Source organism: Nocardioides sp. REDSEA-S30_B4 (assembly GCF_001627265.1).
Classification (GTDB): domain Bacteria; phylum Actinomycetota; class Actinomycetes; order Propionibacteriales; family Nocardioidaceae; genus Nocardioides.
The window spans coordinates 29,176-50,208 of record NZ_LUPI01000101.1 but is presented as its reverse complement, the minus strand read 5'-3'; the positions used below and the strand labels follow the sequence as shown (position 1 = coordinate 50,208).

The window sequence follows — 21,033 nt, the reverse complement described above, 5'->3', positions numbered from 1 at the left end:
CGAATCCCCTTTCCTGCTTACTGCGCAGTAAGCAGGAAATGGAATGCGGAGTAACCCCGCTCGGGCCCCTCAGTCGGTCTCGGGGACCCAGACCTTCTTCGCAGCCAGCAGCCCGTCGCCGACGGGCAGCAGCACGCTGAGCAGGCTCTCGTGCTCGGCGACGGTGCGGTTGAGCTCGCGGATGGCGACGGTCTCCTCGTCGCGGCGGCTCGGGTCGGCGACGCGGTCGTGCCACAGCGCGTTGTCGAAGGCCACCACGCCGCCGGGGCGCAGCAGGCGCAGGGCCTCGGAGAGGTAGGCGGCGTACTCGCGCTTGTCGCCGTCGCAGAAGACCAGGTCGTAGTGGCCGTCGGTCAGGCGCGGCAGCACGTCGAGCGCGGCGCCGGCGATGGTGCGGACCCGCTGGGAGGGCACGCCGGCCTCGGAGTAGCCCTCGCGGGCCAGCCGCTGGTGCTCGGCCTCGATGTCGACGGTCGTCAGGACGCCGTCGGCGCGCATGCCGCGCAGCATCCACAGCCCGGAGACCCCGGTGCCGGTGCCGATCTCGACCACCGCGCGGGCGTCGAGCACCGAGGCAAGGAAGCGCAGGGCCGCGCCGCCGCCGGGGCTGATCGGCACGACGCCCATCTCCTCGGCGCGGGCGCGCGCGGAGGCGAGCACGTCGTCCTCGGCGACGAACTCCTCGCTGTAGGTCCAGCTGGTCGCGTTGATCGGCGTGGTGATGACGGCCTCCTCGGGCGGACGGACGCGCTCAACCTATCGCGAGCCCGCCGCGTCACGACGTACGCCGCACGGCAGGTGGTCCGGGACCGCGGGAACACCGGCCGCTCGCCGTCCGTTGGGACCCTCAGAGAACGAGTGGGGTGCTCACAGCCTCCTCTCAGCCGCCGTCCCTACCGTGAGGAGCCAGCATGCGAGGCAGGTACCTGTCGAGGGGGAGCGCGGTGGCGGAGAAGGCGGCACACCAGCAGGCCGACCAGAAGGGCCAGCAGGGCCACGCCCAAGAGCACGGCCAGGACCTGTCCTGGGAGCGGATCGTCGAGGAGCACTCCGACCGCGTCTACCGCCTCGCCTACCGCCTCACCGGCGACCGCCACGACGCCGAGGACCTCACCCAGGAGGTCTTCGTCCGCGTCTTCCGCTCCCTGCACACCTACACCCCCGGCACCTTCGAGGGCTGGCTGCACCGCATCACCACCAACCTCTTCCTCGACCAGGCGCGCCGCAAGCAGCGCATCCGCTTCGACGCCCTCTCCGACGAGCGCGCCGACCGCCTGACCAGCGCCTCGCCGGCGCCGGAGGCCGCCTACGCCGACCAGCGCTTCGACGACGACGTCGAGGCCGCCCTGGCGACGCTCCCGCCGGACTTCCGCGCCGCCGTGGTGCTCTGCGACGTCGAGGGGCTGACCTACGAGGAGATCGCCACGATCCTCGACGCCAAGCTCGGCACCGTCCGCTCCCGCATCCACCGCGGCCGCGCGATGCTGCGCCAGGCCCTGGCGCACCGCGCCCCCGCCGCCGGTCGCGAGCGGTACGCCGGCCCGTCGGTCGCCCTGCAGGAGGCGACCCGCCCGTGATCGGTCACCTCGGGACACGCACGAGCGCCCTCCTCGACGGCCAGCTGCCCGCGGCGGAGGCCGAGCGCCTGTGGGCGCACGTCCACGGCTGCCACCTGTGCCGCGACCTGGTCGAGCGCGAGGGCTGGGTCAAGACCCGGCTCTCCGGGCTGGGGGCCCCCGACCGCACGCAGGCCCCCGCCCACCTCAAGGGCGCCCTGCTCGGGGCGCAGACCGTGGCCTGCGAGCCGACCTACCCCTCGACCGTGCCGGCCCCCGGGTTCGGCACGACCTCGCGTCCCCGGCGCGTCGGGGCGGTCGCCGCCGGGGTCGGCGGAGCCGCCGGGATGGCCGTCATGGGTGTCCTCGCCCTGGGTGCCGCACCGGCCGACGCACCCACCGTGGACCGGCGCGCACCGGTCGCCAACCTCACCCCGCCCAGCACCGGCGGTGGCCTGCTGCCGGCCGGGCGCCAGACCCGGCCCTGACACCTGGCCCTGACACCCTCCGACCGGGCTACCGGCCGTCGGGGATGATGGGGCGGTGAGCCAGCACGACCCGGACCACCCGGAGCACCAGGACGCCCCCGCCGCCGACGCGGACGGGCACCCGGACGCCGCCACCCGCGAGCAGGCGTCGGTGTCGCAGCAGCCCGTGGACGACTGGACCCAGGTCACCCGGCCGCAGCCGGTCGTGCCGCCGCAGGCCCCCGGTCCGTGGGGCTACCCCGCTCCGGGCCAGCCGCCGGCCGCACCCCGCCACGCCGCTCCCTCGGCCCGCGTGGCCGGGTGGGTGTGGCCGGTCGTCGCGATGCTCGCGCTGGTCGTGGGCGTCGTCGGCGGGGTCGTCGGCGCCGCCGGGTTCCGGCTGGTCGACGAGGCGGGCGGGGAGCGCCAGGGGATCGTCCGCGACGGTCTCTTCGGCGTCGACACCGCGACCGAGGCCCCGTTGGCCCCCGAGGACGGCACCATCGCCAACGTCGCGGCCGAGCTGCTGCCCAGCACCGTCCAGATCATCGCGGCGTACGGCGGTGACGACCGTGGCGCCACGGGGTCGGGATTCGTCCTCGACCGCCAGGGTCACGTCGTCACCAACAACCACGTGGTGGCCGAGGCCGCCCAGGACGACGGCCGCATCCAGGTCGTCGACCAGGAGGGCAACCGCTACGACGCCAGCGTGGTCGGTCGCTCCGCGGTCTACGACCTGGCGGTGCTGGTCGCCGAGGAGATGGCCGGCGAGTTCGAGCCGACCGCCCTGGGCGCGTCGAGCCGGCTGCGCGTCGGCGAGACCGTGGTCGCGATCGGCTCGCCGCTGGGGCTGTCCTCCACCGTGACCGCGGGCATCGTCTCGGCGCTGCAGCGTCCGGTCACGACCGGCGACCCGGACTCCGACACCTCCTACATCAACGCCGTCCAGACCGATGCCGCGATCAACCCCGGCAACTCCGGCGGCCCGCTGGTCAACCTGCTCGGCGAGGTGGTCGGGGTGAACTCGGCGATCGCCACGACGGGCGGCGGGTTCGGTGCCGAGGCGGGCAACATCGGCGTGGGCTTCGCGATCCCGGTGGAGCAGGTGCGCATCACCGCCGACCAGATCCTGCGCACCGGCGAGGCGCAGTACCCGATCATCGGGGCCGAGGTCCGCACCGGCAACGCCCAGGGGGACGGCGCGGAGATCCAGAAGGTCAACCCGGGCAGCGCCGCCGAGGAGGGCGGCCTGGAGGAGGGCGACGTGATCACCGCCGTGGACGGCGAGCGCGTCACCGACGGCATCGCGCTGATCGTCTCCATCCGCACCCACCAGCCGGGGGAGACCGTCGAGTTCACGGTCCGCCGCGGCGGCGAGGAGCGGCAGGTCTCCGTGGAGCTGCGCGGGCAGGTCGGCTGACCGGCCTCCCCGCCGTGGCGGGCCGCACGGGGCCGCGGAGCGCTAGTCGCGCTCGGCCTCCTCGTAGGGGTGCTCGTCGACGAAGGTCTTGGTCTGGGCGTACATCTGCTCGATGAACTCCTCGAGCCGGGCCGCCTCCACCCGCCACTGACCGCGCCCGCCGATCTTGATCGCCGGCAGCTCCCCGCGTCGCACCAGCGCGTAGACCTGCGCGCTCGAGGTGTTGAGCACCTCCGCCACGTCGGCGAGCGTGAGGAAGCGGGGAGTGGCGGACATGGGCCCATGGTGTCACCTCCGGTCCGGCCCGCGGGCGGGACCCGGGCGGGCTGTGGATGAGCAGGTGAGGAGTCGGCGACGGCGGGGAAGGATGCCGCCCGTGGCCATCGATCTCGGGACCCCACCAGCCGCCCCTCCCACCTCCGCACCCACCGCGACGCGCACCCGCACGCCCGGGTGGCGCGACCCGCGCCTGTGGGTGGGGGTGGTCGTCGTCGCCGGCTCGGTGCTGCTCGGCGCCCGGGTGGTCGGGGCCGCCGACGACACCGTCACGGTCTGGGCGGCGGCCGCGGAGCTGCCGGCCGGCGCGCCCCTGCGACCCGACGACCTGGTCGCGGCGCGGGTCCGCTTCGCCGACGAGGCCGACCTGGCGGCGTACCTCCAGACCTCGCAGGAGCTGCCGGCCGATGCCGTCCTGGAGCGCTCGGTCGGCGCCGGTGAGCTCGTGCCGGGCGCGGCCCTGGGGGCCGGGGGCGACAGCGACCTGCTGCAGCTGGCCGTGGCCGTCGAGCCCGAGCAGCTGGCCGGGGCCGTGGCCGCCGGCAGCCGGGTCAACGTCTACCTCGTCGCCCGCGGCGGCGGGGACCGCGGCCACGACTCCGGCGAGCCGGTCCTCGAGGACGTGGTCGTCCTCGATGCCGCGGCAGCCGACGACGGGTACGCCGCCAGCGGGCTGCGCCGGCTGGTCCTGGCCGTGCCCGAAGACGACGCGGGGCGCTACTACGGGCTGCTCGGCAGCCTGACCGACCCGCTGGTCTCCGTGGCGGTGCGCGGATGAGCTCGACCGTCGTCCTCGTCGCCGGCGGAGGAGCCGGCTGGGAGGCCCGCGCGATGGACGCGCTCGGGGCCCGCGCCGGGGTGGTGGTCCTCAAGAGGTGCGTCGACGTCGACGACCTGCTCGCCGCCGCCTCCTCCGGCCAGGCGGAGGCCGCCCTCGTCGACCTCGCGGCCCACGGCCTCGACGCCACCGCGGTCGACCTGCTGCGCCGCCACGGCGTGCGGCCGATCGGCGTGGTCGCGGCCGGCACGAGGGGGGAGCAGGCGCACGCCCGCGCGTCCCGGGTGGGCATCCGCACGCTGGTCGCCGAGGCCGACATCGCCGAGGTGGCCGAGGTGGTCCTGGCCCCCGAGCGGCCCGCGGTCGGCGGCACCGTCGCCCGCGACGACCTTCCGCAGGACCCTGCCGCGGCGCAGGCCCCGGCCGCCGGAGCCCCTCGCGAGCCGGGGAGCGTGCTGGCGGTCTGGGGACCGGCCGGTGCCCCGGGCCGCACGACCGTCGCCACCGCCCTCGCAGCGACGTCGGCGGCGAGGTCCCGGGAGACTCTGCTCGTCGACGTCGACCCCTGGGGCGGCGCGGTCGCCCAGCAGCTCGGGGTGCTCGACGAGGTCTCGGGTCTGCTGGCCGCGGCCCGCCTCGCGACCAGCGGGGTGCTCGAGGAGCGCTTCGCGACGGTGCTGCGCTCGCTCGGCGGCCGGCTCGAGGTCCTCACCGGCCTGCCGCGCGCAGACCGCTGGCCCGAGCTGCGCGACGGGGTGGTGGAGGAGGTCCTCGACCTCGCCCGCCAGCGCGGACGGGTCGTCGTCGACACGGGCGCCCCCCTCGAGCGGGACCCCACGACGGACCTGTCCGGACGACCTGGGCGCAACGCCGCGACGCTCGCCGCGCTCGCCGAGGCCGACGACCTGCTGGTGGTCGGCACCGCCGACCCGGTGGGGCTGGCCCGCCTGGCCCGCGGCCTGGTCGAGTTGGGGGAGGAGACGGGCGGTCGGCCGGTGCACGTCGCGGTCAACCGGATGCGCCCGAGCCTGGGGTGGTCCAGCGGCGAGGTCGAGCAGATGGTGCGCGGCTTCGGCGACGTGGCCTCGGTGACGTTCCTCCCCGAGGACCAGGCCGCCACCGACCGGGCCCTGGTGGCCGGACGGTCGGTGGTCGAGCTGGGCGACGGACCGCTGGCCGGGGCGGTGGCCGGTCTCGCCGACACCCTGTGGGGCCCGGTGCCCGGCAGCGGGCGCCCGGCGCGTCAGTCCCGCCAGCCCCGCCGGCCGGGCCCGGCGGGCGGCCGGACCCGGGTGGGGACGCCCGCCCTCAGGCGGCGAACAGCAGGTACAACCCGCCGGCGGTGAAGAACACCATCGCGACCAGCATGCCGAGCTGACCGGTGAGGTGGTGGCGCGGCGGCAGCAGCCGGACCGCCCGGTCGTGGGCGGCGATGACGCCGACCACGTGACCGAGGACGACCGCGATCACCTTGATGTTGGCCAGCAGCGTCGGGTGGTAGGAGAGCCAGTAGTTGACGCTCCAGTCGCCGGTGCCGAGGTAGTCGGCGCCGGTCGTCAGCGGGTCGCTGGCCTTGATCAGGGTGTCCTGCCCGACCTCGAACCAGTAGGACAGGTAGTGGGCCACGATGTAGCCCAGGATGATCGGCACCACCGAGTGCGCGAGCTGGCGCGGCATCTCCAGGCGCGACTGGCCCGGGTGCACCCCGGTGAGCATCGAGCCCACCGACAGCACCACCGCGACGCCGACGCAGAAGGTCAGCAGCGCGAGGTTGTCGGCGACCAGGCCGAGGTCGTTCTCACCGATGAAGGAGTTCGTCTGGACGAACCGCACCCAGGGGGCCGACTCCTTGAAGGAGTCGAACGCCGTGGAGCCGAACAGCACCGCGACCACCCCGACCAGGCCGGCACGCGGCACCACGGTGTTGAGGTTGGCCAGCGGGGAGATGACGTGCAGCCGACCCTCACGCACGATCCAGGGCGACAGCTTGCCGATGAGCGTGGAGTAGACCTCGAACGGGTCGGCGTTCTCGTAGAAGTCGTTGCCGAACAGCGCCCCGCCGAGCAGCATGACCGCGACGTACGCCGCGCACCACAGGCGCACGGGACCCAGCTCGGTGGAGTAGGGGTAGACCAGCTCCAGCCACACGAAGGCGTAGAGCCCGAGGGCGGCCGGCCAGTGACCCAGCCAGGCGGGGTAGCGGAACAGGCCCTCGTCGGGGTCGGACCCGGAGATCCGGGCGAACAGCAGGTTGATGGTCCGCGCGGGGCTGATGGCCTTCCAGACCGGACCGAGCACGGCGGAGAAGAAGACCAGCCCGACCCAGAGCCAGACGTAGAACATCCCGAAGAACGGGTTGGTCAGCAGGTCCTCACCGAGCACGGCCGCGAACGCGGCGTACCCGAAGACCACCAGGCCCAGCACCCGCATCGCGACCGACCAGCCGGTCGAGGTGACCAGCGTGCTGAGCGCGGCGGGCGCGGGGCGGCCGTCGGTGGCGGCGTCGTAGCGGGGGGTGCGCCAGGCCAGTGCCAGGACGATGAAGGAGATCGTCAGCGCCGCCACGGCGCCGGAGATCGCCAGCTCCGGGGAGATCGGCAGGTCCTTGGCGCCACCGATGCCGTGCATCGGCAGCGGGCCGGGGACGAGGCCCGGCAGGATCGCCCCCACGCTCAGGAGACCTGCAGCTGCACGATGATCTGGTCGATGTCGTGCGACTCGACCTCGACGACACCGGGCTGGTCGACGACCATCGTCTGCTCGGACTCACCCGCGGGGTAGTCCAGCGTCAGCTCCTCGGTCGTGTGCGCGTGCAGCTCCCCGGCCTCGTCGGCGGTGATGTCGAAGACGATCTCCTGCCCGACGCCCACCTGGATGCGGTCGCCCTTCGGGTCGATGGAGCCGTCGGCGACCGTGACCTCGATGACCAGCGGCTCGGTGGTGCCGTCGGTGCCTGCGTCGGGCTCGTCGTCGCTCCCGCAGGAGGCGAGGGCCAGGGGCAGGAGCAGGGCGGCGCCCAGGGAGAGGACGCGGGTGGGGATGCGCGACATGTCTGACAGAATCGCACGAGCAGCAAGGGGTCCGGCGATGGGGAGCCGGGTCCGATGACGAAAGGGACCCGATGAGCGAGCGGCTCCGGCCCAGGGACCTCGCCTTCCTGGCCGAGGAGACGCCGTCGACGCCCATGCACAACGCCACGCGCTACCGACAGAAGATCCAGCAGGTCCCCGGCCGGCTGGCCAACCCGGTCTGGATCGACGACCCGCACTTCGACCTCGGCTACCACGTACGCCGCTCCGCACTGCCGCGCCCCGGCAGCCTCGAGCAGCTGCGCGAGCTGGTCGCCCGCATCGTCTCCCGCCCGCTGGACCGCTCCAAGCCGCTGTGGGAGGTCTACTTCGTCGAGGGTCTCGCCGACGGCCGCGTCGCGATGCTGTCGAAGTCCCACCAGGCGCTCGTGGACGGCGTGACCACCGTCGACCTGGGGCAGGTGCTGCTCGACAAGAGCCCCGAGGTCAAGAGCCTGGGCGGCGACCAGTGGGCCCCGCGCCGGGCTCCGTCGCCCGGCGGCCTCGCCGTCGGTGCGCTGCGCGACACCCTGCGCTCACGCCAGGTCGCCTCCGACTCCGTCCGCACCCGCGCCGCGACGCTGCTGCGCGCCGCCGACGCCGCCGCCGAGACCGCCGGTCGCGTCGTCGGGGGAGTGACCGGTCGCCGGTCCTCCCACGAGGGTCCGCTCGTCGGCACCCACGGCCAGCAGCGCCGGGTCGTGTCGGTCCACACCGAGCTGGCCGACCACCGCGCCATCCGCGACCTGCACGGCGGCACCGTCAACGACGTCATCCTGGCCACCGTCGCCGGCGGACTGCGCGGCTGGCTGATGACCCGGCACGAGTCGCTCGGCGGCCTGCGGCGGGTCCGCGCCGTCGTGCCGGTCTCGGTCATCGACTCCGAGCTCGAGGCCACCTCGCTGGGCAGCCAGATCGCGCCGCACTTCGTGGACCTGCCCATCGGCGAGCCGAGCCCGGTCGTGCGGCTCCACCAGGTCTCCTACTCCTTCAAGGTGCACAAGGAGACCGGTCGCGGCGTCGCGGCCAACCGGCTCGCCGGCATCGCCGGGTTCGCCCCCGCGACCTTCCACGCCATCGGCTCCCGGGTCGCCGCGGCCGAGGTGGGCCGGGGGATGCAGCTCAGCGTCACCAACGTGCCGGGGCCCCAGTCACCGCTCTACGCCGCGGGCGCACGGATGGAGGCGACCTTCCCGGTCCCCCCGCTGCCGCCCCACCACCTGCTGGCGATCGGCGTGACGTCGTACGACGGTGGGGTGGCGTACGCCGTCACCGCCGACCGTGACGCCGTGCCGGACGTCGACGTCCTGGGCCAGTGCATCACCGAGGCGCTGGCCGAGCTGCTCGACACCGTCTCCGGCTCGCGTCCCCGGGTGCCGCGCGGGCGCAAGGGTGGCTCGTCGCGGACCAAGCCCCGGGCGGCGAAGAAGTCCACCGCCTCGAGGACGGGCGCGAGGAGCGGCCAGAAGGCAACCCCGAAGTCCGGCAGGACGACCGGCGGGAGGACCACCACATGACCGTGCGCGCCTACGTGCCCGCCACCTTCGACCTGCTCGCACGCTTCCACGCCGAGGGCGAGGTGCCCACCGCCGGTGCGGTGGTGGCCGTCGACGAGTCCGAGGACGCCGAGTACGCCGCCCTCGTCGAGGCCGCCGAGGTCTCCGCCGAGATGAGCGGCGGGGGACGCCGCGTGGTCGTCGTCGCGGAGGTGCCCCACGAGGGCGCCGTCGCCCCGATGCGCGACGTCGCCTCGGTGCACGTCGACACCGAGGACGGCGCCGACCCCGACGACGAGCTGGCGTGGTTCGCCACCCAGGAGATCCCGCACCTGCTCGAGTGAGGTCCTGGGGCGTGAGATGAGTACTCGTGCTCTACCCGGCCCGGCGGCGGTCGCGCCACGATGCTGTCATGAGCGCCCCTGACGTCGCGTGCCCCGCCTGCGCCGCGCCCTTCACGCCCGGTGCCACCGCGTGCCCCTCATGCGGCATCCGCCTCGTCGGCCCCGACGCCGTGCGGCTGTGGGAGGTCGACCAGCAGATCGAGGCCCTGCGCCGCGAGGCGGCGGTGCTGCTGGAGTCGATGCGCTCACCGCTGCCGGCCGCGCCGGCGGGTGTGCCGTCCACGCCGGCGAACGGGACGTCGCAGCCCCGACGGCGTGCCCCGGGCCTCACGGGCCAGGGCCTGCTGCTCGGGTTCGGCGCGCTCCTGCTGCTCTCCGCGGTGTCGGTCTTCGTGCTGGTCGCCTGGACGCTCATCGGGGTCGTCGGCCAGGCCGTGCTCCTCACCGGTGCCACGGTCACGGCGGCACTCGCCTCGCGAGCGGCCTCGACCCGCGGGCTGCGGGCCGCGGCCCACACCTCGGCCGTCATCGCGATCGGGGTCTCGGTGCTCATGGCCCAGGGGGCCTACTCACTCGACGTCGCGGGCCTCGGCGACCTCACCGGCAGCCGGTACGCCGCCGTCGCCGCCCTCGTGCTCGCCGGCCTCTGGTGCGGCTACGACGCGCTGACGGCCCGGTCCTGGTCCGCGACCGGCCGCACGTCGGCGTACCTCCCCGCCGCCGTGCTCGCCGTCGCGGTGGCCGCCCTCTCGCTGCTGGTCTCCGTCGAGCCCGGCGGGCTGGTGCTCGGCGTCGGGCTGCTCGTCGTGGCGGCGCTGCTGGGCGGCGTCGCGTTCGTGGTCCACGTGGCGCTGGACACGCGTCGCCGGCGGCAGCCGGTCGGCGTTGCCGTGCTGGTCGCCGCCGCGTCGGTCGTGCTCGGGGCCGCGGTGCTGGTGATCACCGCCTACGACCTGGACCTCGGCCTGCTGGAGCGCTACCCGGCCGGAGCCGTGCTGGTCCTGCTGGCGGCGCTGGTGGTGAGCGCCCCGGCGTACGTCGCCGAGCGGCTCGGTCGCAGCAACGCGACGGCGCGCCTGTGGTCCACCGGCACCCGGCTCCCGGCCGTCCTCGCCGCGGTGCTGGGGGTGGGCACGGTGCTGCTCGACGTGCCCGGGTGGGGCTGGGCGGTCGCCTCGGTCGTCGCCTCGCTCCTCCTGGTCGCGTCCGCGTGGGTGCTGCCCGGGCTGGTCGCCCGAGCCGCGGCCCTCGTCGCTCCGCTGGCCGCGGCGCTCACGGTCCTCACCGTCGAGACCAGCACGCGGAGCGTGGCCGACCTGGTCCGTGGTGGCGCGGGTGCGGTCGACACCGTCCCGGTCCCGGTCCCGGTCGAGGTGGCGCTGCCTGGCCTGTGGGCGCTGGCCTGCCTGGTGCTGCTGGTCCGCGGCCCGCGCCGAAGCCACGCCCGGGGCGGGCTGGCGCACGGCGGGACCGCGGCACTCCTGCTCGCCGTGGCCCACGGCCCCTGGGAGGCCACGGTGCCCGCCGGCATCGCCTGGGTCCTGCTCGCCCTGGCCGCCGCTCGACACGCGCTGGTCCACGGTCGCGCCGCCGACCACGTGGTCGCCGCCGTGACCGCCGGCTACGCCGTGGTGCCCCTGCTCCAGCTCCTGGTCCAGGGCCCGGACCCGGTCGTCCAGGCGGCCGGCACCTGGGCGGTCGCGGCCGGTGTCGCGTGGTACGCCTCGGCCCCCGGTCGCCTCGCCGTCGGGCACCTCGCCGCCCTGCTGGTCTCGTGGGGGCACGTCCTCCTGGTCAGCCGCTGGGACGGCGCGGCCCTGGAGGCCTACACGCTGCCGGCGGCTGCCGCCTTCGCGGTCCTCGGCGTCCTGCAGCACCGGGCGAGCCGGGCGGCGCCGGGATCGGTGCTCACCATGGGTCCGGCGCTCTCGATCGCACTGACGCCGACGCTGGTGCTCGCCGTGGGCAGCGACGACCTCGTCCGGCTCGCGGCGGTGCTGGTGGCCGGCATCGCCTGCCTCGTGGTCGGGGCGGGCCGTGGTCTGCGGGCGCCGCTCCTGGCAGGGGCAGGGACGCTCGGCGTGGTCGCGCTGATGCAGGGCAGCCCCTACCTCGCCTACGTCCCGACCTGGCTGCTGCTGGGCTGCGCCGGCGCGGTGCTGCTGGCCCTGGGCGTGGCCTGGGAGTCGGCGCTGGCCGCCGGGCGACAGGTCGGACGGTGGGTGCACGCCCTGCGATGAGCCGCCGGCGGGAGCACGGCCCCGAGCGGTGACCTGCGGCTTTCGCCCGGCGGGGGCCCGCTCGCTATCGTCGCGACCATGGACGCCATCAGCTTCCCTCCGGCTCCCACGAACGAGCCCAACCTGACCTATGCGCCCGGCACCCCGGAGCGCGAGTCGCTGCTCACCGAGATCGCCGCGCTCGAGTCCGGGTCGCGCGACCTCCCGGCGTACGTCGGAGGGGAGTGGCGTGCCGGCGGCGGCGAGGAGATCCGCGTCGTGCAGCCCCACGATCACCAGCACGTCCTCGGCGTCACTCGCAACGCGACCACCGGCGACGCCCAGGCTGCTGTGGACGCCGCGCTCGAGGCGGCCCCCGCCTGGCGGGCGATGCCCTTCGACGAGCGCTGCGCGATCATCCTGAAGGCCGCCGACCTGCTGGCCGGCCCGTGGCGCCAGAAGCTCAACGCCGCGACCGTGCTCGGCCAGTCCAAGACGGCGTTCCAGGCCGAGATCGACTCCGCCTGCGAGCTCATCGACTTCTGGCGCTTCAACGTGCACTACGCCAAGCAGATCCTCACCGACCAGCCGATCGCCAACAGCCCCGGCATCTGGAACCGCACCGACCACCGCCCGCTCGAGGGCTTCGTCTACGCGATCACGCCGTTCAACTTCACCGCGATCGCCGGCAACCTGCCGACCGCACCGGCGCTGATGGGCAACACCGTGGTCTGGAAGCCCAGCCCGACCCAGCAGCTGGCCGCGTCCCTGACGATGGAGCTGCTGATCGAGGCCGGCATGCCGCCGGGCGTCATCAACATGGTCCCCGGCGACGGTCTCGCGGTCTCCGAGGTGGCGCTGCCGCACCGCGACCTCGCCGGCATCCACTTCACCGGCTCCACGCCGACCTTCCAGCACCTGTGGCGCTCGGTCGGGGAGAACATCACCGGCTACCGCTCCTACCCGCGCATCGTCGGCGAGACCGGCGGCAAGGACTTCATCGTCGCCCACCCCTCGGCCGACCCGGCCGTCCTCACCACCGCGATGATCCGTGGTGCGTTCGAGTTCCAGGGACAGAAGTGCTCGGCCGCCTCGCGCGCCTACGTCCCGCGCTCGGTGTGGAACGTCATCAAGGACGACCTCGTCGCGCAGACCGAGTCCATCTCGATGGGCGACCCGACCGATCTCTCCCACTTCATGGGCGCCGTCATCGACGACCGCGCGTTCGCCAAGCACAAGGCCGCCATCGAGCGGGCCCAGGCCACCGACGGCCTCGAGGTCATCGCCGGCGGCCAGGTCGACGACTCGGTCGGCTACTTCGTGCGGCCCACCATCGTGGAGATCGACGACCCCACCGACGAGATGTTCGCGACCGAGTACTTCGGCCCGATCCTCGCCGTCCACGTCTACGACGATGCCGACTTCGAGTCGGTCGTGCGGCAGATGGAGTCGTTCGCGCCGTACGCGCTGACCGGCGCGATCATCAGCCAGGACCGCGCCGCGATCGCCTGGGCGCGCAAGGAGCTGCGCTTCGCCGCCGGCAACTTCTACATCAACGACAAGCCGACCGGCGCGGTCGTGGGGCAGCAGCCCTTCGGCGGCGGTCGGGCGTCGGGCACCAACGACAAGGCAGGCGCGGCGGTCAACCTGCTGCGCTGGACCAGCCCGCGCTCGGTCAAGGAGACCTTCGTCCCGCCGACCGACTACCGCTACCCCTACATGGGCTGAGCGTGACCCCGACCCTGCTGACGGTCCTCCTCCACCTCGGTGCTCTGCACCCGGTGGAGAAGGGTCTGACGCTGCTGCTGGCCTTCGGGCCGTTCGTGGTGCTCGGCGTGGTCGTCGCCGTACGCCGCCGCCAGGACGCCGCCACGCACCCCACCTCCCACGACCCCTCCGACCCCGACTGACCCCACCCCATCCCACGCCGAGCCGGCGTATCAATACGCCGGTTCGGCGGGTGGTGGTGGCTCAGCCGAGGGCGGCCCAGGCCCGGCGGAGCTCGCCCTCGACGGGGGCCCAGCCGGCGTCGACGGCGCCGCCGACCACGTCGCCCAGGCGCTGGGGGAGCGCCCCGCCGTCGATGCCGACGGTGGTGCACAGCGAGTCGGTGAGCCCGGGGGACTCGGCGGCCACGGCGTGGTCCAGGCACCACCGCAGGCCCTCGGCCCGGTCGTAGACGGCGTCGCTGGCCAGCGCGAAGGCCGGCACGGCCATCAGGCCGATCAGCAGACGGGTCCAGTGGTGGAGTGGCACGTCCTGCTCAACGAGCCACCCACCACCAGGTCACTGCACCCATCGGGTGAGGTATCGGGTGAGCAGGTCCCCATGCAGGCGGGCCCGGTCAGCGGGCGAGGTACTCCCGACCGACCCTGTGCTCGGCCTTGAGCGCCTTGAGCAGCAGGTCGGCGATCAGGCCCTCGATCTTGCCGCCGACCAGCGGGATGTTGACCTTGATCGTCAGGTCGACGGTCTCCACGCAGGTGTCGCCGGAGCCGGCGACGGCGGCGGTGCCGGACATCTCGCCCGGCTTGCCGGGGATCGTGACGGTGACGTCGCCGGTGGGGCCGTGCCAGGACTCGGTCTGGACGATGTTGATCTCGTCGCCGACGAACTTCTTGGCGAACGACGGGATGCCCTGGGCCGCCTGGTACTGGTCGATGGTGACGTCGAAGCCGTCGCCGGTGGTCTCGACGGTGACCTCCCGGCGCAACACCCGCTGGTGGTCGCAGACCTCCTCGCGGAAGGCGGGGTCCGCGAGCATCGCGAGCACCTTCTCGGCGGGGGCGTCGTAGGCCATCTCGTGCACGAGTCGCTTGCTCATCGCTCTCCTCCCAGCCAGGCGGTGCCGATGGTCTGCTCGACCTCGAGGCCCGCCTTGATGTTGTCGGCCATCAGGCCCTCCAGCTTGCCGCCGATGACCGGTACCTTGACCTTGACGTCGAGCTCGACGACCTCTGCCGTGCCGGCACCGCGGGCCTCGAGCCGGACGGTGCCGGTGGCGGTGGTCGGTTTGCCCGGCGCGGTCACCGAGACGGTGCCGCCGGCGTGGGAGGTCCAGTGCTCCTCGATGACCGCGCGGGTGGTGTCGCCGGCGATCTTCTTGGCGATCGCCGGCAGGCCGGCGGTGTTCTGCACCTGGTCGTTGACGAGGGTGAAGCCCTCGTCGGTGGGGGTCAGGTCGATGTCGTGGGAGACCACGCCCTGGGCGTCGCAGACCTTCGCGCGGAAGGCCGGGTCGGCCAGCATCGCGAAGACCTCGTCGGGTGGGGCGTCGTAGGTCAGCTCGTGTCGGAACTTCACGGCGCACATCATGCCGTGCCGCGGCTGCACGGGTCCCCGTGTGGGACGTTGTGGTCATGAGTGGCGAGAACTTCGTGTCCTTCGGGGAGCAGGGCGCGCAGCTGACCTACGGCTCCTACCTCCAGCTCCCCAAGCTGCTCGACGCGCAGCGCTGCGAGTCCGGCGGAGACGGCGCCCCGCCCGCGCACGACGAGCTGCTCTTCATCACGATCCACCAGGTCTACGAGCTGTGGTTCCAGCAGCTCCTGCACGAGGTCGAGGCCGCCCGCGAGGCGATGCTCGGCGGGGGCGGCAGCGGCGGGGGTGAGGGCGGCAGCCGCCTCTGGTGGGCGCAGCACCTGCTGCAGCGGGTGCACGTCATCGAGCGCACGCTGGTCCAGCAGGTCGACGTGCTGGAGACGATGACCCCGCAGGACTTCCTCCAGTTCCGCCAGCGGCTCGCGCCGGCCAGCGGCTTCCAGTCGGTGCAGTTCCGCGAGCTCGAGTTCGTCTCCGGCGCCAAGGACGCGGGGTACGTCGAGAGGTTCCGCGGGCTGACTGCCGACGAGCAGGCGCGGCTGGCCCGGCGGTTGGAGGAGCCGACCCTGTGGGACGCCTTCCTGGTCGCGCTCGCCTCGGCGGGGCTGGCGGTCGGGTCCGACGAGGAGGTCTCCACCTCGCTGCGCACCGTCGCCCACGACCGGGACACCCATGCGGCGCTGTGGGCGCTGGCCGAGGCGCTGCTCCAGCACGACGAGCTCGCCGCCTCCTGGCGGGCACGGCACGTGGTGATGGTCGAGCGGATGATCGGGGCGAAGTCGGGCACCGGCGGCAGCTCCGGGTCGACGTACCTGCGATCGCGCCTGCCGCTGCAGTACTACCCGCTGTTGTGGGAGCTGCGCAGCAACCTCTGACCTCTCCGTGCCGGGCGCCCTCCCGGAGGGGCGGCGCGGCACCACCCCTTCGTCGGAACCACCCGCCTCGCTCGTCCCTCACGAGCCGGGGGCCAGGCCCATCCACCCTCCTCCGGGGGGTGGCGCCGCGCCGCCCCGCCGTCCGGACGCTGCGGCGCCGCGCCGCCCCGCCGTGCGGCCTCCGGGCGCGCCCGGTTGGCCCGGGCGTGACGTGGGTCCTAGTGTCGGAGACGTGTCAACGACGACGCACGACAGTGAGCTGAAGGACCTGATCGCGAAGGCGACCGAGTTGGCGAAGGCCGGGAAGGGGACGGGAGGGCCGCCGCACGACGAGGTGGGCGCGCTCCTGACGGCCTACTACCGTCACGTCGCCCCCGAGGACGTCTCCGGCCGGGCCGACGTGGACGTCTACGGCGCCCTCGCGAGCCACTACCGGCTGGCGGCCGAGCGGCCCCAGGGCACCGCCCGGGTGCGGGTGCTGACGCCGACGCTGGCAGAGGACGGCTGGTCGGCGGGCGGGCACAGCGTGGTCGAGGTCGTCACCGACGACATGCCGTTCCTGGTGGACAGCCTCACCATGGAGCTCTCCCGTGAGCTGCGCGACGTGCACGTCGTGGTGCACCCGCACTTCGACGTACGCCGCGACATCACCGGCGCGCTGCTGCACGTCGCCCCGGTCGACGACGGGGCGCTCGAGCCCGACGACGACTCGGTCCGCGAGTCGTGGATGCACGTGGAGATCGACCGGATCGCCGACGAGGACGCCGCGAGCATCGTGGAGAACGTCCAGCGGGTGCTGCGTGACGTGCGCGAGGCCGTCGAGGACTGGCCGCGCACGCGGCAGCGGATGCTCGACGTGGTCGACGAGCTGCGGGCGCACGCCCCGAGCAGCCTGGACGCCGAGGAGGTCCGCCAGGGCGCCGAGCTGCTGGAGTGGCTCACCGACGACCACTTCACCTTCCTCGGCTACCGCGAGTACGCGCTGGAGGAGCACGACGGCGAGGACGCGCTGCGCGCGGTCCCCGGCAGCGGTCTGGGCATCCTGCGCGCGGACCAGGACACCTCCGAGGCGTTCGCACGGCTGCCCGAGCCGGTCAAGGCCAAGGCACGCGAGAAGACCCTGCTGGTGCTGGCCAAGGCCAACTCGCGCGCAACGGTGCACCGACCGGCGTACCTCGACTACGTCGGCGTGAAGACCTTCGACGCCGCGGGTGAGGTGACGGGGGAGCGGCGCTTCCTCGGGCTGTTCTCCTCGTCGGCGTACGCCGAGTCGCTGATCCGCATCCCGCTGCTGCGTGAGAAGGCGCGCGAGGTGCTGCGGCGCAGCGGCTTCGACCCGCGCAGCTACGCCGGCCGGGCGCTGATGGACACCCTCGAGGGCTACCCCCGCGACGAGCTCTTCCACACCACCGTCGACGAGCTCGCGCCGATGGCCGTGGCCGCGATGCACGCCCGTGAGCGACGGGCGGTGCGCGTGATCACCCGTGCCGACACCTACGGGCGCTACGTCAGCGTGCTCGTCTACCTCCCGCGCGACCGCTACAACACCGCGGTCCGTGAGAAGTTCAGCGAGATCCTGCTCGACCAGCTCGGCGGCGAGTCCGTGGAGTTCACCGTCCGCATCAACGAGTCGACCACCGCGCGCGTGCACTTCGTCGTGCACCTGCCGCGCGAGGTCGGCGACCCGACGGTCACCGGCACCCTGCGGGCGCTCGACACCACCGACCTCGAGCGGCGGCTCGCCGACGCCTCGCGCTCGTGGCGCGACGACTTCCTGGCCGCGGTGCTCTCGGAGTACGGCGAGCAGGTCGGCGCCTCCCTGGGTCGCCGTTACGTCGACTCGTTCCCGGAGGCCTACAAGGAGGACTTCTCGCCCCGTGCGGCGGCCGTCGACGTCGGCCGGCTCGAGGGCATCGAGGGCGAGGAGGGGCTCGACCTGTCCCTGGCCCAGCACCTCGACGCCGGGCGCGGCGAGGCACGGCTGAAGGTCTTCCGCGTGGGCAGCCCGCTGTCGCTGTCCGCGGTCCTGCCGATGCTCACGAGCCTGGGCGTCGAGGTCGTCGACGAGCGACCCTACGAGCTCGACGACCTGGACCGGCCGACCTACGTCTACGAGTTCGGCCTGCGCTACGGGTCGGCGCTCCCCGACGACGCACGCGAGCTCTTCGTCGACGCGCTGCGGGCGGTGTGGGACGGACGCGCCGAGGTCGATGGCTTCAACCGGCTGGTGCTGGGCGTGGGGCTGGGCTGGCGGCAGGCGATGCTGCTCCGCGCGTACGCCAAGTACATGCGCCAGGGCGCCTCGCCGTTCGCCGTCGACACCATCGAGGAGGCGCTGGCCGCCAACGTCGACATCACCCGGCTGCTGGTGCGGCTCTTCGAGCTGCGCTTCGACCCCGAGGTCACCGACCGCGAGCAGCAGACCGAGACGCTGGAGGCCCGTCTGGGCAGTGCGCTCGACGACGTGGCCAGCCTCGACCACGACCGCATCCTGCGCGGCTACCGCACCCACATCCGCGCCACGCTGCGCACCAACCACTTCCAGCACGGCGAGGACGGGCGGCCCAAGGACTACCTCAGCCTCAAGCTGGAGCCGTCCGCGATCCCGGACCTGCCCTCGCCGCGGCCGAAGTTCGAGATCTTCGTCTACTCCCCGCGCGTGGAGGGCGTGCACCTGCGCTTCGGGTCGGTGGCCCGCGGCGGCCTGCGGTGGAGCGACCGACGCGACGACTTCCGCACCGAGGTGCTGGGGCTGGTGAAGGCCCAGATGGTCAAGAACACCGTCATCGTGCCGGTGGGTGCGAAGGGCGGCTTCTACGCCAAGAACCTCCCCGACCCCGGCGACCGCGAGGCGTGGATGGCCGAGGGCATCGCCTGCTACCGCACCTTCATCTCCGGGCTGCTCGACATCACCGACAACCTGGTCGAGGGCCGCACGGTGCCGCCGGCCGACGTGGTCCGCCACGACGGCGACGACGCCTACCTGGTGGTCGCGGCCGACAAGGGGACCGCGACCTTCTCCGACATCGCCAACGAGGTGGCGCTGTCCTACGGCTTCTGGCTCGGCGACGCCTTCGCGTCCGGTGGCTCGGTCGGCTACGACCACAAGGCCATGGGCATCACCGCCCGCGGCGCCTGGGTCTCGGTCCAGCGGCACTTCCGCGAGCGGGGCATCGACTGCCAGGCCGAGGACTTCACCTGCGTCGGCATCGGCGACATGTCCGGCGACGTCTTCGGCAACGGCATGCTCTGCTCCGAGCACACCCGCCTCGTGGCCGCCTTCGACCACCGCGACATCGTCCTCGACCCCGACCCGGACGCCGCCACGTCGTACGCCGAGCGCAGGCGGCTCTTCGAGCTGCCCCGCTCCTCGTGGCAGGACTACGACACCTCGCTGCTATCCGAGGGCGGCGGCGTGTGGTCGCGCCAGCGCAAGTCGATCCCGCTCAACGACCACGTCCGGCGGGCGCTCGGCATCGACGAGGGCGTCGAGCAGATGACGCCGAACGAGCTGATGCGGGCCATCCTCACGGCCCCGGTCGACCTGCTGTGGAACGGCGGCATCGGCACCTACGTCAAGGGCGCTGAGGAGACCCACGCCGACGTCGGCGACAAGGCCAACGACGCGATCCGTGTCGACGGTGGCCAGCTGCGTGCGGCCTGCGTCGGCGAGGGCGGCAACCTGGGGCTGACCCAGGCCGGGCGCATCGAGTACGCCCGTCGCGGCGGACGCCTCGACACCGATTTCATCGACAACTCCGCCGGCGTCGACACCTCCGACCACGAGGTCAACATCAAGATCCTGCTCGACCGGGTCGTCGCCGACGGCGACCTCACCCACAAGCAGCGCAACACGCTGCTGGCCGAGATGACCGACGAGGTCGCGGCGCTGGTGCTGCGCGACAACTACGAGCAGAACCTCGCGCTGGCCAACGCACTCAACCACGCGCCGTCGATGCTCCACGTCCACGAGGCGCAGATCCGGCAGCTCGAGGCGGACGGGGTGCTCGACCGCGAGGTCGAGGGCCTGCCCTCGACCAAGGTCATCAAGCGACGTGCCGAGCGCGGCGAGGGGCTCACCGCGCCGGAGCTGTCGGTGCTGATGGCGTGGACGAAGATCGTGCTGGCCGACGAGCTGGTCGCCAGCGACCTGCCCGACGACCCCTACCTCGTCCAGGACCTCACGGCCTACTTCCCCTCCGCGATGCGCGAGCGGTTCCAGGCCCAGATCGGGGACCACCCGCTGCGCCGGGAGATCATCGTGACCCAGGTCGTCAACGACCTGGTCAACGGTGCCGGCATCACGTTCCTGGCCCGGCTGGGCGGGGAGACCGGGGCGAGCGCGCCGGAGCTGGTGGGGGCCAACTTCGTGGCCCGCGAGGTCTTCGGGTCCCTGCCGCTGCGGCAGGAGCTCAGCGCCTGGGACAACAAGCTGGACGCGGCCGTCCAGACCCGGATGCGGCTGGAGATGCGGACACTGGTGGAGCGGGCGAGCCGGTGGTTCGTCGCGAACCGTCGCCCGCCCATGGAGAGCCAGGCGGAGGTGGACCAGCTCGCCGGGCCGGTGCAGGAGACGATGGCGCGGCTGCCCGAGCTGATGAGTGGGCGCGAGCTGGCCGCGTTCGAGGAGCGTCGCGAGCGGCTGCTCGCGCAGGGTGTGCCCGAGGAGCTCGCGGAGCGCGTGGCGGTGCTCCCACCGGCGTACATGGTGCTGGGGGTGGTGGACACCGCACTGCGCACCGGTCTGGAGCCTGCCGACGTCGCGCGGGTCCACTTCGCGCTCGGCGAGCGGCTCGGCCTGCCGGTGCTGGTGCAGCGCATCCTGGGGCTCCCGCGCGAGGACCGTTGGCAGACCATGGCCAGGGCGGCGCTGCGGGACGACCTGCACCAGGTCCACCTGCAGCTCACGGGGCAGGTGCTCGCCGCGACCGAGGACGACGAGTCCGCCGCTGCGCGCATCCAGGCCTGGGAGGACGCCGACGCCGTGCAGGTCGACCGGGCCGCCCGCACGCTGCGGGACATCTGCTCCGACGACGCCGCCGACCTCGCACGGCTCTCGGTGGGGCTGCGGGTGGTGCGGGGGCTGCTGGCGACGGGGTAGCCCCTCGGTGGTCGAGGCGCGAGGCCGCACCGCTGGTCGAGGTGCGAGGCCGGTCACGGCCGAGCCTCGAGACCCGGTGACGGGGAGGTCCGAGACCTCCCCGTTATCGGTT

Annotated in this window: 19 protein-coding genes; 12 read left to right on the top strand and 7 right to left on the bottom strand. The window is 73.6% G+C overall.

Annotated features, from left to right (window positions below; all coding sequences use genetic code 11):
* Positions 1-69: 69 nt before the first annotated feature.
* A complete protein-coding gene (locus A6R01_RS17440; protein WP_292608678.1) occupies positions 70-660 on the bottom strand; it encodes an O-methyltransferase in 591 nt (196 codons plus the stop codon).
* Between the two features lie 251 nt (positions 661-911).
* Here A6R01_RS17440 and sigE point away from each other — a divergent pair, with 251 nt between their 5' ends.
* From sigE to A6R01_RS17425, 3 genes are read left to right on the top strand one after another with little or no spacing between them, the layout of a single operon-like run.
* A complete protein-coding gene (sigE, locus tag A6R01_RS17435) occupies positions 912-1,577 on the top strand; it encodes an RNA polymerase sigma factor SigE (protein WP_292608675.1) in 666 nt (221 codons plus the stop codon).
* Entirely contained in the window at positions 1,574-2,044 is a 471-nt protein-coding gene (locus A6R01_RS17430; protein WP_292608658.1) for a zf-HC2 domain-containing protein, read from the top strand. Before sigE ends, A6R01_RS17430 begins: the two co-directional genes overlap by 4 nt.
* Positions 2,045-2,099: 55 nt before the next feature.
* A complete protein-coding gene (locus A6R01_RS17425; protein ID WP_292608656.1) occupies positions 2,100-3,443 on the top strand; it encodes a trypsin-like peptidase domain-containing protein in 1,344 nt (447 codons plus the stop codon).
* A 42-nt stretch (positions 3,444-3,485) separates the two neighbouring features.
* On the opposite strand, the gene A6R01_RS17420 is transcribed toward A6R01_RS17425, so the two are convergent.
* Positions 3,486-3,719 (bottom strand): helix-turn-helix domain-containing protein, encoded by a 234-nt coding sequence (locus tag A6R01_RS17420; RefSeq protein ID WP_292608653.1) that lies wholly within the window; start codon positions 3,717-3,719, stop codon positions 3,486-3,488.
* Positions 3,720-3,819: 100 nt separating this feature from the next.
* On the opposite strand from A6R01_RS17420, the gene A6R01_RS17415 reads away from it, so the two are divergent.
* On the top strand, positions 3,820-4,497 hold the full coding sequence (locus tag A6R01_RS17415; protein ID WP_292608651.1) for a hypothetical protein: 678 nt from the start codon (positions 3,820-3,822) through the stop codon (positions 4,495-4,497).
* Entirely contained in the window at positions 4,494-5,843 is a 1,350-nt protein-coding gene (locus A6R01_RS17410) for a chromosome partitioning protein (RefSeq protein WP_292608650.1), read from the top strand. Before A6R01_RS17415 ends, A6R01_RS17410 begins: the two co-directional genes overlap by 4 nt.
* Here A6R01_RS17410 and A6R01_RS17405 read toward each other — a convergent pair.
* Both A6R01_RS17405 and A6R01_RS17400 read right to left on the bottom strand, forming a co-directional pair.
* Positions 5,806-7,167, bottom strand: a complete 1,362-nt coding sequence (locus tag A6R01_RS17405) for a hypothetical protein (RefSeq protein WP_292608647.1) — start codon at positions 7,165-7,167, stop codon at positions 5,806-5,808. The two genes, A6R01_RS17410 and A6R01_RS17405, sit on opposite strands and share 38 nt — an antisense overlap.
* Positions 7,168-7,169: 2 nt before the next feature.
* On the bottom strand, positions 7,170-7,547 hold the full coding sequence (locus A6R01_RS17400) for a hypothetical protein (protein WP_292608644.1): 378 nt from the start codon (positions 7,545-7,547) through the stop codon (positions 7,170-7,172).
* Positions 7,548-7,618: 71 nt separating this feature from the next.
* Here A6R01_RS17400 and A6R01_RS17395 point away from each other — a divergent pair, with 71 nt between their 5' ends.
* The 5 genes from A6R01_RS17395 (at position 7,619) to A6R01_RS17375 (ending at position 13,534) form a co-directional block, all read left to right on the top strand.
* A complete protein-coding gene (locus tag A6R01_RS17395) occupies positions 7,619-9,082 on the top strand; it encodes a wax ester/triacylglycerol synthase family O-acyltransferase (RefSeq protein WP_292608641.1) in 1,464 nt (487 codons plus the stop codon).
* Positions 9,079-9,405: a hypothetical protein gene (locus tag A6R01_RS17390; RefSeq protein ID WP_292608638.1), complete on the top strand. Its 327-nt coding sequence runs from the start codon at positions 9,079-9,081 to the stop codon at positions 9,403-9,405. Before A6R01_RS17395 ends, A6R01_RS17390 begins: the two co-directional genes overlap by 4 nt.
* 68 nt (positions 9,406-9,473) lie before the next feature.
* Positions 9,474-11,645 carry a zinc ribbon domain-containing protein gene (locus A6R01_RS17385; protein ID WP_292608635.1) on the top strand — a complete coding sequence of 724 codons (2,172 nt, stop codon included), beginning with the start codon at positions 9,474-9,476 and terminating at the stop codon, positions 11,643-11,645.
* 78 nt (positions 11,646-11,723) lie between these two features.
* Entirely contained in the window at positions 11,724-13,352 is a 1,629-nt protein-coding gene (gene pruA / locus A6R01_RS17380) for an L-glutamate gamma-semialdehyde dehydrogenase (protein WP_292608632.1), read from the top strand.
* Between the two features lie 2 nt (positions 13,353-13,354).
* Complete coding sequence (locus A6R01_RS17375) at positions 13,355-13,534, top strand: hypothetical protein (protein WP_292608629.1); 180 nt, start codon at positions 13,355-13,357, stop codon at positions 13,532-13,534.
* Positions 13,535-13,595: 61 nt separating this feature from the next.
* On the opposite strand, the gene A6R01_RS17370 is transcribed toward A6R01_RS17375, so the two are convergent.
* From A6R01_RS17370 to A6R01_RS17360, 3 genes are all read right to left on the bottom strand, one after another.
* Positions 13,596-13,880: a hypothetical protein gene (locus A6R01_RS17370; protein WP_292608626.1), complete on the bottom strand. Its 285-nt coding sequence runs from the start codon at positions 13,878-13,880 to the stop codon at positions 13,596-13,598.
* An 88-nt stretch (positions 13,881-13,968) separates the two neighbouring features.
* The gene (locus tag A6R01_RS17365) at positions 13,969-14,448 is read right to left on the bottom strand and encodes a DUF2505 domain-containing protein (RefSeq protein ID WP_292608623.1); all 480 of its coding nucleotides are present in this window, start codon (positions 14,446-14,448) and stop codon (positions 13,969-13,971) included.
* Positions 14,445-14,927: a DUF2505 domain-containing protein gene (locus tag A6R01_RS17360; protein ID WP_292608620.1), complete on the bottom strand. Its 483-nt coding sequence runs from the start codon at positions 14,925-14,927 to the stop codon at positions 14,445-14,447. Before A6R01_RS17360 ends, A6R01_RS17365 begins: the two co-directional genes overlap by 4 nt.
* 56 nt (positions 14,928-14,983) lie before the next feature.
* Between A6R01_RS17360 and A6R01_RS17355 the strand changes: the two genes are divergently transcribed.
* Both A6R01_RS17355 and A6R01_RS17350 read left to right on the top strand, forming a co-directional pair.
* Entirely contained in the window at positions 14,984-15,820 is an 837-nt protein-coding gene (locus A6R01_RS17355) for a tryptophan 2,3-dioxygenase family protein (protein ID WP_292608617.1), read from the top strand.
* Positions 15,821-16,052: 232 nt separating this feature from the next.
* Positions 16,053-20,921, top strand: a complete 4,869-nt coding sequence (locus tag A6R01_RS17350) for an NAD-glutamate dehydrogenase (RefSeq protein WP_292608614.1) — start codon at positions 16,053-16,055, stop codon at positions 20,919-20,921.
* The last annotated feature ends 112 nt before the right edge of the window (positions 20,922-21,033 follow it).